The 12,640-nt window shown below is 61.1% G+C and carries 11 protein-coding genes, 2 pseudogenes and 1 riboswitch; of the genes and pseudogenes, 11 read left to right on the forward strand and 2 right to left on the reverse strand.

The window, feature by feature from the left end; all coding sequences use genetic code 11:
• Positions 1-558: 558 nt before the first annotated feature.
• From AC3ISG_RS13515 to AC3ISG_RS13550, 8 genes and pseudogenes are all read left to right on the forward strand, one after another.
• The gene (locus tag AC3ISG_RS13515; RefSeq protein ID WP_122537217.1) at positions 559-927 is read left to right on the forward strand and encodes an NUDIX hydrolase; all 369 of its coding nucleotides are present in this window, start codon (positions 559-561) and stop codon (positions 925-927) included.
• 322 nt (positions 928-1,249) lie between these two features.
• Positions 1,250-1,888 (forward strand): annotated as a pseudogene (locus AC3ISG_RS13520) (PAS domain-containing protein); the annotation flags it as partial.
• A 150-nt stretch (positions 1,889-2,038) separates the two neighbouring features.
• Positions 2,039-2,470, forward strand: a pseudogene (locus AC3ISG_RS13525) (methyl-accepting chemotaxis protein); the annotation flags it as partial.
• A 150-nt stretch (positions 2,471-2,620) separates the two neighbouring features.
• Positions 2,621-3,151 (forward strand): GAF domain-containing protein, encoded by a 531-nt coding sequence (locus AC3ISG_RS13530; RefSeq protein WP_122537219.1) that lies wholly within the window; start codon positions 2,621-2,623, stop codon positions 3,149-3,151.
• A gap of 331 nt (positions 3,152-3,482) precedes the next feature.
• Entirely contained in the window at positions 3,483-5,069 is a 1,587-nt protein-coding gene (locus AC3ISG_RS13535; protein WP_122537220.1) for an ABC-F family ATPase, read from the forward strand.
• A 321-nt stretch (positions 5,070-5,390) separates the two neighbouring features.
• Complete coding sequence (locus AC3ISG_RS13540; RefSeq protein ID WP_489297168.1) at positions 5,391-6,617, forward strand: MFS transporter; 1,227 nt, start codon at positions 5,391-5,393, stop codon at positions 6,615-6,617.
• Between the two features lie 231 nt (positions 6,618-6,848).
• Positions 6,849-7,598: an endonuclease/exonuclease/phosphatase family protein gene (locus tag AC3ISG_RS13545; RefSeq protein WP_420793101.1), complete on the forward strand. Its 750-nt coding sequence runs from the start codon at positions 6,849-6,851 to the stop codon at positions 7,596-7,598.
• A 129-nt stretch (positions 7,599-7,727) separates the two neighbouring features.
• Positions 7,728-7,910: a con-10 family general stress protein gene (locus tag AC3ISG_RS13550; RefSeq protein WP_489297169.1), complete on the forward strand. Its 183-nt coding sequence runs from the start codon at positions 7,728-7,730 to the stop codon at positions 7,908-7,910.
• Between the two features lie 119 nt (positions 7,911-8,029).
• Here the strand turns inward: AC3ISG_RS13550 and AC3ISG_RS13555 are convergent, their stop codons facing one another.
• Together AC3ISG_RS13555 and AC3ISG_RS13560 are read right to left on the reverse strand one after the other, a co-directional pair.
• Positions 8,030-8,194, reverse strand: a complete 165-nt coding sequence (locus AC3ISG_RS13555) for a hypothetical protein (protein WP_489297170.1) — start codon at positions 8,192-8,194, stop codon at positions 8,030-8,032.
• Between the two features lie 77 nt (positions 8,195-8,271).
• Positions 8,272-8,829 carry an ATP-dependent Clp protease proteolytic subunit gene (locus tag AC3ISG_RS13560; RefSeq protein ID WP_122537224.1) on the reverse strand — a complete coding sequence of 186 codons (558 nt, stop codon included), beginning with the start codon at positions 8,827-8,829 and terminating at the stop codon, positions 8,272-8,274.
• A gap of 426 nt (positions 8,830-9,255) precedes the next feature.
• Here AC3ISG_RS13560 and AC3ISG_RS13565 point away from each other — a divergent pair, with 426 nt between their 5' ends.
• From AC3ISG_RS13565 to AC3ISG_RS13575, 3 genes are all read left to right on the forward strand, one after another.
• Positions 9,256-10,251 (forward strand): aldo/keto reductase, encoded by a 996-nt coding sequence (locus tag AC3ISG_RS13565; protein WP_122624562.1) that lies wholly within the window; start codon positions 9,256-9,258, stop codon positions 10,249-10,251.
• Positions 10,252-10,311: 60 nt separating this feature from the next.
• Complete coding sequence (locus AC3ISG_RS13570) at positions 10,312-11,034, forward strand: aspartate/glutamate racemase family protein (RefSeq protein ID WP_489297171.1); 723 nt, start codon at positions 10,312-10,314, stop codon at positions 11,032-11,034.
• 263 nt (positions 11,035-11,297) lie between these two features.
• A riboswitch (cobalamin riboswitch) is annotated at positions 11,298-11,491 on the forward strand.
• Positions 11,492-11,632: 141 nt separating this feature from the next.
• Positions 11,633-12,634, forward strand: coding sequence for an ABC transporter substrate-binding protein (locus AC3ISG_RS13575; protein ID WP_489297172.1), 1,002 nt, complete (start codon positions 11,633-11,635; stop codon positions 12,632-12,634).
• The last annotated feature ends 6 nt before the right edge of the window (positions 12,635-12,640 follow it).

A 12,640-nucleotide genomic window follows, 5' to 3' on the forward strand; every position in this document is an offset into this window, starting at 1 on the left:
ATTCCGCTATAGCGGAACGCTGTGTGCCACACCGGAATAGACAGCAGAAAGTGTGCCACAGAGTCAGGCGGTAAAAGAAGGCGAAAAAAATCCCGCTATTTTCAGCCACATGGACGTCGAGCTAGGTGTGTACGGGATGAAGCCGCACGCGAGCCAACAGGATTCAGCGCTACGGATCACCCCACGGGTTGAGAATCGGGCCCCATCGGCGGGCACCCTGCGCCAAGAGCGCGCATCACGGTCTACATCGCGTGACCGTTCATCGTGCCAAGGGCACGATTCCCTTGAAAGCCACCCTAGCCACCGCATCAGCTCAGTAGTGGCACTTTGGACCTATCTGAGATCCCGCCCAGCGTGACGCGACATGCCGTTGGGCCGGTTACTCCGAAACTCCACCCATACAAGCTATGGTTTTCCTATGACCGGCCGATTTATCTGGGGTCAAGGGAACATTGGCACCGTTACTGCTTCAAACGTCTTTATGAAAGTTTTGTGACAACCGTATGAACATGCACGGACGGCAGGCGCTTTTACGAGTTGTAGGGTGGAGGAACGCCAATGAAAGAACGAGCCACAGTCATCTGCCGCAGAGACAACCAGATACTCTACGTGCGCAAACCCAAATCTCGCTGGAATCTGCCGGGTGGCAAGGTCGAGGCCGACGAATCACCTGCGCAGGCTGCGGCACGCGAGTTACGTGAAGAAACCGGGCTGATCCTGGAAGACCTGGCGTACATCAGCCGGTTTGAGGGCGGCGCGGTGATGCATCACGTCTTCGAAGTCTCAGTGACAATGATCGCCACTCCCGCACCGCACAATGAAATCGCCGACTGCAAATGGTTTACCACTGAGGAGTTGGGCGGCCAAAAGGTCAGGCCGTCAGCGAAGTCGATCGTGAAGGCGTTTTTGACCAACGCAATTTATTAAGTGTTGTTGAGAGGCGTTCACAGGTTTTTCACATCGGGGGCGGTAGTCTTCACTTGCTCCTCCAAGACTGACTTTAAGCCCGCACCCCCCATCGCGGGCTTTTTCTTGTCCAGAATTCCTCGATCTGCCCCTCTTTCTGCGCGACGTGATCTATAAAGAATTCTGACGGTCGGACTTAATTTCGGGATCCAAACGCCGACATCAAGTCATGGGCCTATTCACGGAGCGGCAGATGTTTAATTCCAAAATCAAAAAGCAGGTGACCACTCTGAGTTCAGAGCTGGTCACGCTCAAAAATTTCCATGACGCCCTCATGCAGGAAATGCTGTCGCTGACGGTGGATTCCGACCTGCGCATCACGGATGCGAACGGCAAGTTCTGCGCAGCCATCGGTTACTCCCAGGATGAACTGGTCGGCCACCCCATGGCCGCGTTTGTCCCTTCCTATGTAGCGACCATGCCATGCTTTCGCAACTTCAGGGCGGCAGCGACCAGCGGCACGGCAGTGACCGACGACTACCGCTTCGTCAGCAAAAGCGGTTCGCTGATCTGGATTCACGCCACGTGGTCGCCGTTGAAAGATGAGCAAGGTCGCCTCGTCGCCCTCAAATGCCTGGCAACCAACGTCACCACCGAAATCAACAAGGCGCGGGAAAACGAGTCGTTCATCAACGCGCTGCTGCGCTCGACCGCAGTCATTGAGTTCGACCTTGGCGGTCACGTGCTTAAAGCCAACCAATCCTTTCTCAAGGAAATGGGCTATAGCCAGGATCAGATCCTCGGCAAACACCACAGCCTGTTCTGTGACCCGAAGTTTGCAGGCACCGATGAGTACAAAACCTTCTGGAAACGCCTGAACAACGGCGAGTTCGTCGCCGACCGGTTCAAGCGCATCAACAGCCGCGGCGAAGAGGTCTGGCTCGAAGCGACCTATAACCCGGTGCACGACACTCAGGGCGAGCTTTATAAGGTGGTCAAATTTGCCACCGTGATCACGGATCAAGTCCACCGCGAGGCGGAAATCAACGTGGCGGCTGGCACTGCCTTCGAGATTTCCCAGCGCACTGACGTCTCGGCACAGCGCGGGGCAGCGGTGATCAACAACACTGTCGAAACCATGAACGGCATCGCCGACCAGATGCTCTCCGCCTCCCACGGCATGGAAGCCCTGGGCAAACAGTCGTTGCTGATCAGCACCATCGTGCAAACCATCGGCGGCATCGCCCAACAGACCAACCTCCTTGCCCTCAATGCCGCCATCGAAGCCGCCCGGGCCGGTGAACAAGGCCGTGGCTTTGCCGTCGTGGCCGATGAAGTGCGTCAACTGGCCGGGCGCACCAGCACGGCGACCGAGGAGATCGTCGCGGTGGTGCAGCAAAACCAGAAACTGGTGGATGAGGTGGTCAAGGACATGGGCAGCACGCGGGCTCAGGCCGAACAGGGCCTGTCGCTGGCGAACCAGGCCGGTAGCGTGATCGTGGAAATTCAGGAAGGGGCGCGGCAGGTCGTAGGGGCGGTACAGCGATTTAGCCACCAGCTCTGACGTCGGCCGCCCTCGCCTCGTGCCCGGGTGCCCCATGGCAAATGGTCGCAGCGCGCTGAGCGGGAGATACGCTTGCCCTACAAAATGCTAATCTGCGCGACAGATGTGGCCCCATCCGGTATGCCACCCCACGTTGACATGGAGCCGACAATGGCTTTGGATTCCCTGCTCTGCCCGGATTTGCTGACCATTGCAGAGCGTTCGGCGATTGCCGAGGTTGAAGCGACCACAAACATCCTCAAGCTGGTGACCCGGCTGACCGGCATGCGCTTTGCGGGCATCGCCAAGTTCACCGACTCCGAATGGGTCGCCTGCGCGGTCTATGACGAGATTCACATCGGTATCCAGGAGGGCGAAGTCCTGGAGCTGGAAACGACCCTGTGCAACGAGCTGATCGAAAACCCGCAGGCGCTGATCATCCCCAGCATCAGCAGAAGCGAGCGCTATGCAGGTCGCCCGGTGGTCAAGAAATACGCCATCGAAAGCTATATCGGCGTGCCGATCAGCCTCCCGGACGGCCAGCTGTTCGGGGCGCTGTGCCTGCTTGATTCCAAAGCCAGCTCCTTCGACAACCCGGACCTCGTCGAGACACTGGGTCTGTTCTCCCGTCTCATCGGCTGCATCGTGTTCTCCCATCATTCAACGGTGAACAAAGTCAGGACTCAGGTCGAGCACGCCTGATCAGGTGATGCTCACCGGGCGAGCGGCGGTAGGTGGATAACCAAGACGGTGTTACACTGCCGCGCCTTGAATTAGCCTGCGCTGCTTGAGCCTTTCGTGGGGTCGCGGCGCGCGGCCAGACCTTTCCGTCTTCCGGCGCACAGCAAGCGTGGCCGATGCATGTCGGTCACCCGCTGAACCCTATCGGACGCTGCTCCCGTTCACCCATCTTCATCAGGTCATGTCCCCGTCACCGGTGACGTGCAGGCTGCTGGTTGGATCACGAGCAATCGCCACCAGGCGTCGAAGGCCATCGCCAGTCAGCCCTTTGTAAACAATCCAGGATAAGCAATTGATTTCCACAGCTAACATCACCATGCAGTTTGGCGCCAAGCCGCTGTTCGAGAACGTTTCGGTCAAATTCGGCGGTGGCAATCGCTACGGCCTCATCGGCGCCAATGGCTGTGGCAAGTCCACCTTCATGAAGATCCTCGGCGGCGATCTGGAGCCGTCCGGCGGCCAGGTGATGCTCGAGCCGAACGTGCGTCTGGGTAAATTGCGCCAGGACCAGTTCGCCTACGAAGACTTCACCGTCATCGACACCGTGATCATGGGTCACGAAGAGCTGTGGAAGGTCAAGGCCGAGCGCGATCGCATTTACTCGCTGCCGGAAATGACCGAAGAAGACGGCATGGCCGTGGCCGAGCTGGAAACCGAATTCGCTGAAATGGACGGCTACACTGCCGAGTCCCGTGCCGGCGAGCTGTTGCTCGGTCTGGGCATCGGCATCGAGCAGCACTTCGGCCCGATGAGCGAGGTCTCCCCTGGCTGGAAGCTGCGCGTTTTGCTGGCCCAGGCGCTGTTCTCCGATCCTGAAGTGCTGTTGCTCGACGAACCGACCAACCACCTGGACATCAACACCATTCGCTGGCTGGAAAACATCCTGACCCAGCGCTCCAGCCTGATGATCATCATTTCTCACGACCGTCACTTCCTCAACAGCGTGTGCACCCACATGGCTGACCTGGATTACGGCGAGCTGCGCCTGTTCCCGGGCAACTACGACGAGTACATGACCGTGGCGACCCAGTCCCGCGAGCAGCTGCTGTCGGACAACGCCAAGAAGAAAGCCCAGATTTCCGAGCTGCAGTCGTTCGTCAGCCGCTTTTCGGCCAACGCCTCCAAAGCCAAGCAGGCCACTTCCCGCGCCAAGGCGATCGACAAGATTCAGCTGGCCGAGGTCAAGCCTTCGAGCCGCGTGAGCCCGTTCATCCGCTTTGATCAGAACAAGAAGCTGCACCGTCAGGCGGTCATCATTGACCAAATGGCCAAAGGCTTCGACGGCAAGCCGCTGTTCAAGAACTTCAGCTTTCAGGTCGAAGCGGGCGAGCGCGTGGCGATCATCGGCCCGAACGGTATCGGTAAAACCACCCTGCTGCGCACCCTGGTCAATGAACTGACCCCCGACGCCGGCACCATCAAGTGGACCGATGCGGCAGAACTGGGTTACTACGCCCAGGACCACGCCCACGACTTCGAAGACGATGTCACCCTGTTCGACTGGATGGGGCAATGGACTCAAGGTGAGCAGGTCATTCGTGGCACCCTGGGCCGCATGCTGTTTTCCAACGACGAGATCCTGAAATCGGTCAAAGTCATTTCCGGTGGTGAGCAAGGTCGCATGCTGTTCGGCAAGCTGATCCTGCAGAAGCCGAACGTGCTGATCATGGACGAACCGACCAACCACCTGGACATGGAGTCGATCGAGGCGCTGAACCTGGCGCTGGAGAACTACCCGGGCACGCTGATCTTCGTCAGCCACGACCGCGAGTTCGTATCGTCCTTGGCCACCCGCATCATTGAGCTGAGCCCAAGTGGCGTGACCGACTTCAGCGGCACCTACGACGATTACCTGCGCAGCCAGGGCGTCGCCTTCTGATCAAGGCCCTGCGCTGACAGAGTGATGCGGAAAACAAGGAGCCCCGTCCACAGTGACGGGGCTTTTTTGTGACAGTGGGAACGGCTTTGGCCGAAAAGACGCCAGACCAAGCGCCCCCAATCCTGCGGTGTGACATCCGCCGCTTTCCCGGCTAAAGCCGGTCCCACTGGAATCACGCGGTGAGTGGGTGGGACCGGCTTCAGCCGGGAAGCGGCAAGTCCGGGCGCCATCTGATCCCGGATAAAAACCGTTAGCCAGCTTTCATTTCCTGACACCACGGGCGATGATGCGGCACTCCCACCGCTCCAGCGAAGCGTCCCCATGTCAGCCGCCCTGCCGCCCGATACGCCTGCCAACTCGCCTGTCAGCGACGCCAGTTCGATGGCGATCACGCTGCAAATCGTCTCCATCGTCATCTATACCTTCATCGCCTTCCTGTGCATCGGTTTGCCCATCGCAGTGATGCCCGGCTACGTTCACAACCAGTTGGGCTTCAGCGCGGTGGTCGCGGGGCTGGTAATCGGCGCGCAGTACCTCGCGACGCTGTTGAGCCGTCCGGTGGCCGGACGCATCTGCGACACCATCGGCACCAAGCGCGCCATCGTGTACGGGTTGTCCGGCATCGCGCTGAGCGGCGTGCTCACCCTGGCGGCGATCCTGCTGGAACGCTTCGCCGGGGTCAGCCTGACGATTCTGATCATCGCTCGCCTGTTCCTCGGTGCGTCCCAAGGCTTGATCGGCGTGGGCACCATCAGTTGGTGCATCGGCCAGGTCGGTTCGGAACACACCGCCCGTTCGATCTCATGGAACGGCATCGCTTCCTACGGCGCCATTGCGATTGGCGCACCGCTGGGGGTGGTGATGGTCGGCGCGCTGGGGTTTGCCAGCCTGGGCGTGGTGCTGTTTTTGCTGGCAGCCGGGGCGCTGCTGTTGATCCGCAAGAAACCGGCGATCCCGGTGGTGCGAGGCGAGCGTATGCCGTTCTTCTCGGTGTTTGGCCGGGTGGCGCCGTTTGGCCTGAGCCTGACCCTGTCCTCCATCGGCTACGGCACGCTGACGACGTTCATCACGTTGTTTTACGTGGCCCGCGGCTGGGAAGGCGCGGCCTGGTGCCTGACGGTATTCGGCATCTGCTTCATCGTCGCGCGGCTGCTGTTCATCAACGCAATCAACCGTTTTGGCGGCTTTCGCTCGGCGATCGTCTGCATCACGGTCGAAACCCTCGGTCTGTTGCTGCTGTGGCTGGCGCCTGACACCACCTTCGCCTTGATCGGCGCAGGCCTGACCGGGTTTGGTCTGTCGCTGGTCTATCCGGCGCTGGGCGTCGAAGCCATCAAGCAAGTGCCCAACAGCAGTCGCGGTGCCGGGCTCAGTGCCTATGCGGTGTTCTTTGACCTGGCGCTGGCCATTGCCGGCCCGCTGATGGGTGCGGTGGCGTTGGGCATGGGTTATGGCTGGATTTTCTTCTTCGCGGCGCTGTTGTCGGTGGCAGCATTGACGCTGGCGGTGGTGCTGTCGCGCAGGGCGCCGGTCGACACGCGGGTCTAGCGAGCGCAGCGCCTCAGAGCTTCCCGGCTGAAGCCGGTCCTACAGAGGGAAAAGGCCGGCGATCCTGCAGCAGGTCTCAACGCTCGGACATCCCCCGGCCAGAGCCCGTCCAACCTAAAAGCTGAACTGCCGCCTCGCCTCCCGGTCGGAATAGCACATCCCCCGAACAGGAGTGAGGGCGTGACCCCCGATCCCGCTGGCTCTAACGCTACCCCTCCGGACCCGGCCACGTTGCGCGAAGTCCACAAACTGCGCGTGCTGACCGTGAACACCCACAAGGGCTTCACCGCACTGAACCGGCGCTTTATCCTGCCGGAGTTGCGTGAAGCCGTGCGCAGCACTGGTGCCGACCTGGTGTTTCTCCAGGAAGTCCTCGGCGGCCACGACCGCCACGCCGCCAAGTACGAAGACTGGCCCGACACGCCGCACTACGAATTTCTCGCCGACAGCATGTGGACGGACTTCGCCTATGGCCGCAACGCGGTCTACCCTGACGGCCATCACGGCAATGCGTTGTTGTCCAAATACCCGATCCTGCATCACCGCAATCTGGACATTTCGATCACCGGGCCAGAACGCCGCGGCCTGCTGCATTGCGTGCTGCAGGTGCCGGGGCATGCGGAAGTCCATGCGATCTGCGTGCACCTCAGCCTGCTGGAAAGCCACCGTCAGTTGCAGCTGAATCTGCTGTGCGACCTGCTCGACTCATTGCCCGAAGACGCTCCGGTGGTCATTGCCGGTGACTTCAACGACTGGCAGTTGCAGGGCAACAAGCGTCTTCAGCGCTGCGGCTACCTGCACGAGGCCTTCGAGCGCAGTCAGGGGCGGTTGGCCAAGACCTACCCGGCGCGCTTCCCGATGCTGCGCCTGGACCGTATTTACCTGCGCAACGCCACCAGCCACCATCCGAAAATTCTCGGCACGCGCCCGTGGACGCATTTGTCCGACCACCTGCCGCTGGCGGTGGAAGTGCATATGTAGCAACGGCCGTTCATCACCGCCGCCGTTGGTCTGCAAGCGGACCATTGGGTTAAACCATTGCGTGAACGACCCATCACATTTAAGGCGAGGCACAGGCTTCGCCTTATCAATAACAAGAGGTCTGCGATCATGGCTAACACCGGAAAGTCGAACCCTGGCAATTTTGCGAACGATAAAGAAAAAGCGTCCGAAGCCGGCAAGAAAGGCGGACAGGCTTCAGGCAGTGGCAATGCCGGAAGCGATATGAAGAGAGAATTGGGTGCAGGCGCGAGCGGCACTGGCAAGAAAGGCGGCTCAGGCGGCAAGTCGTAGTGGCGTGCAGGTGAGTCAAGTGAGCGAGGGCCTGGGCTCTCGCTCTTTTGTTTGATCAGCGGTTAAACAAACGACGTGCGCCTCATGGCAGGCGCACATTGCCAGCGATACCCTCCCCCTCATTTATCCGGATTGATCAGCGGCACCGTTGCGTCCCGATCAAACTGGGAACCCGGGTCTTCATTGCCCGGATCCAGGTCGGCGTCGAATCCTGTTTCTTCGTCACCCGGCTGAGGGGCGGGGCGCGGCGCGACGGGTGCAGCATCAGGCGTATGGGATTGCATGGCTGTTACCTCTCGTTTCAATGGGGCCAACACTAGAATCAGAGGGCTCAACAACGACCCGGTTCAATGGATCGAGCTTAGCTGGCGCTGACGGTCCAGTGCACGGCGTCCTCGGCAAACTGAAGTTGCTCGACACGGTGGGCAATGCCGCAGGCCAGCGAATCTTCGGCACGGATCACCTTCTCCTCCGCCGACAGGCAGCGCCCGATGTCCAGCGGGTGCACGGCGCTCACGGTCTCGCTTTCGTAGATATTCACGTAGCGCTGCAGGTCGTTGTCCAGGCTGCGCAGGTATTCGCGCATGCGTGAGTGATCCACCGAGCTCTGATTGAAGTACCAGCTCATGGGATGGATCAGAAAACGCGAGTGAGGGCAGACGATCCGCTCTTGAGCCGCCAGGTAGATGACGATGCCCATGGATTCAATGTTGCCGCTGTTCAGTGCGCGGATCGGCACTTTCAGGGACTTCAGGAAGTTGTACAGGGTGAATCCCAGCGCGGTGCTGCCGCCAGCGGTCGACAGATTCAGCAGCAACCCGGTCGCGCCCTTGCCGAGGGCTTCGAGGCAGCGATCACGAAAATGCTCGGTGCTCGCCTGATCGACCCCGCAGTGGAAATGAATAATGTGCTCGCTCATCGGCGGCCTCGCTGTGCAGTCACCCTGAAAGCTGGCGCCGCTGAAGATGGAGGGTGGATATTCGGGCCTCTTCCCGGCTGAAGCCGGTCCTACCAAGGACCCTGGCGCCTTCGTAGGACCGGCTTCAGCCGGGAAGGCGTCGGACGCCACTCCGCAAAGACAGGCTATGGGCAACCCTCAAATCTGTGGCCTCGACGTATCTATCTGAAATGTTGAAATTCGCACGCGTAGCTAAATTTGCATGGGCTGAGGATAGCCGCTCGCCGGGCATGTGAAAGTCCACCGCCGCGCATTCCGAAGAACCCCTGGGGCAATCAACAGTCAGTAAAGAAGCTTCGCCGGTTTCATCGCGCTGCTTTGCCCAGGCGAGCGCAGCGCCATGCAGCCTGGACATCCAGACCCGCCCCACCGCACAGGACACCCCTCATGAGTTTGCACGACAAGATCATCGGCCGCCTCGGCTTCGGCTCCGCGCCGCTGGGCAACATGTTCCGCACCATCGACGAAGAGGAAGCGGCGGCCACCGTTCAATCCGCCTGGGACCAGGGCATTCGCTACTTCGACACCGCACCGATCTACGGCGCCGGGCTGTCCGAACAGCGTCTGGGCAAGGCCCTCGCCGGCGTCCCCCGCGACGCGTACACCCTGAGCACCAAAGTCGGTCGGCTGATTTCCGACGAGATCGACACCGAGACCCGCAGCGGTCCGTTCGCTGAAGGCCTGAAAAACAAGATCGTCACTGATTACTCCGCCGATGCCACGCTGCGTTCCATTGAAGCGAGCCTGAAACGCTTGAACACCGATCGGCTGGACATCGTGTTTGTTCACGACGTCGCCCAGGACGCCCACGGCGATGCCTGGATCGAGCATTTCAACATCGCTCGCACCGGCGCTTTCCGTGCCCTCACCCGACTGCGCGAAGAAGGCGTGATCAAGGCCTGGGGCCTTGGCGTCAACCGCGTCGAGCCGTGCGAACTGACCCTGGACCTGGAAGAGGCCCAGCCCGACGGCTTCCTGCTCGCCGGTCGTTATTCGCTGCTCGACCATGACCAGCCGCTGCAACGGCTGTTCGACAAGGCCCGCCAGCACAACGCCGAGTTCGTGGTCGGCGGGCCTTACAGCTCCGGCGTGTTGGTGGGCGGCAAGCATTTCGAGTATCAGGAAGCATCGCCGGCAATGCTCGACAAGGTGGCGCACATTCAGGAGATCGCCCGGCAGTATCAGGTCGACATCAAGTCGGCGGCGCTGCAGTTCGTCCTCGCCAACCCGCTGGTGGCAGCGGTGATTCCAGGTGCCAGCCGGCCCTCGCGGATCATCGAAGACGTCACCGCGCTCAACGCACAGGTGCCGGATGGTTTCTGGCAGGCCATGCGCGATCAGGGCTTCATTGCCCTGCAGGCGCCCGTGCCGATGAAAGACTGATATCGTGGGCAACGACGCCGGGCCAGACGCCCGGCCTTGTTTTCTGCGCGAGATCTGTCCATGCGAATTCTGATCGTCAACGTCAACACCACCGCATCCATGACCGAGACCATTGCCGAACAGGCCCGCAGCGTGGCCTCCCCCGGTACCGAAATCATCGGCCTGACCCCGCGCTTCGGCGCCGAGTCAGTGGAAGGCAATTTCGAAAGTTACCTGGCGGCCATTGCGGTGATGGATCGGGTCATGTCCTACGAAGGGGCTTATGACGCGGTGATTCAAGCCGGCTACGGCGAGCACGGCCGCGAGGGCTTGCAGGAACTGCTCGACGTGCCGGTGGTGGACATTACCGAAGCCGCGGCCAGCCTGGCGATGCTGCTGGGGCATAAATACGCCGTGGTCACGACGCTGGACCGAACCGTGCCACTGATCGAAGACCGTTTGAAGCTGGCCGGCGTGTACGAGCGTTGCGCGTCGGTGCGGGCCAGCGGCATGAGCGTGCTGGAACTGGAAGAATCGCCCGAGCGTGCGGTCGAAGCCATCGTTGAGCAGGCCATCGAAGCGGTGATCCGCGACAAGGCCGAAGTGATCTGCCTGGGCTGCGGCGGCATGGCCGGGCTGGATCAACTCATCCGCGACCGTGCCGGCGTGCCGGTGGTGGATGGCGTCACCGCAGCGGTGGCGCTGGCCGAATCGCTGGTGCGTCTGGGGTTGAAGACCTCGAAAGTGCGGACCTACTCGACGCCACGGCCGAAGAAGATCGTGGGTTGGCCGTTCAAGTTTTAAACGCCCAGTGTCCGACCCACGCCAGATTGAATGGCAAACACATACCCTGTGGGAGTGAGCTTGCTCACGAAGGCTGCATTCCAGCCGCTGAAGATTTAGCGGATGTACTGTCCTCTTCGTGAGCAAGGTGGAACGCCACCCCGGTCACTCCCACAGGTTTGCATCTCCCAAAAGTTTTGCGTCGGTCCAGCTGCTGCCCGGTGTCGAAGGTCGCTCGGTCCAACGATGCACCGCCGCCGCATTCGCCTCTCCCCGCCGAATCGTTTAGTATCCCCGCCGCCGGTTTCCACTCGGAATTAATAGGGAATCCCCAAGCGCGCTGCGCGCTGAAACGGAACTGTCCCCGCAACTGTAGGCGCTGAGCCCTGCTTCCTGTTTGCCACTGGGTCACCCCGGGAAGGCCGAAGCATGGCGATGATGCGCCAGTCAGGAGACCTGCCGGCCAGCATATTCATTCACCGGCGGGGTGTCCGGGGAAGGACTCCCGTTCGCGCGTCGCTCGCGCACGCTGTGCTCGCCCTCATCTTAGGGCGCCCGTCGGGTGGACTTTCCAGCGCCTGCTTCGCCAAGCACTCAGGCTTTCTGGAGATCGCTGTTCATGCCGCTGCGCCGCCTCGCCGCCCTGCTCGTCACGCTGACCTTGCCCACCGCCGGTTTTGCGGCGTCGACCGCCTACCCTTTGACCGTGGACAATTGCGGCGAACCGCTGACCTTCACCCACGCCCCGCAGAAAACCGTGACCATTGGCCAGGCCGCCACCGAGATGCTCTACGCCCTCGGCCTGGGCCCGAACGTCATCGGCACTTCGCTGTGGTTCAATCCCGTGCTGCCCCAGTACCAAACCCTCAACGACGGCATCGAGCGCCTGGCCGACAACGCGCCGAGTTTTGAATCAGTGATCGGCAAACGCCCGGATTTCGTGCCGGTGCAGTTTGAGTGGATGGTCGGGCCCCAGGGCGCCGTCGGCACCCGCGAGCAGTTTCGCGATCTGGGCATCCCGACCTACATCCTGCCGTCCGATTGCGAGGGCAAGAACAACCGGGTGGGCGCCGACGGCACGCGCCTCGAAGCCTTCCGCATCGACACCCTGTACAAAAGCCTGCGACAGCTGGCGCAGATCTTCGATGTGCAGGACCGTGGCGAGCACTTGATCACGGGTTACCAAACCCGGCTGGCCCAGGCGGTGACGCAGGCGAAAGCCCATGCCAATCCACCCCTCTCGGCGGTGTTCTGGTTTTCCAGCCCGGACATCAACGTCGACCCTTACGTGGCCGGGCGCAAGGGCATTCCCAATTTCATGCTCGACACCCTCGGCATGCGCAACGTCATCGACTCCGACGAGGAATGGCCGACCGTGGGCTGGGAAACCATCGCCAAGGCCAACCCGACCGTGCTGGTCATCGCGCGCATGGACCGTCGCCGCTTCCCGGCCGACGATCACGAGAAGAAGCTGGCGTTTCTCCGCTCTGACCCGGTCACCCGCAATATGGATGCGGTGAAAAACAATCGCATCGTGATCATGGACGCCAGCGCCATGGAGTCCAGCGTGCGACTGTTTGACGGCATCGAGCAACTGGCTCAGGCCACTCAAGCGCAATGACGTCAT

It is taken from the genome of Pseudomonas sp. GL_135, from assembly GCF_057834665.1.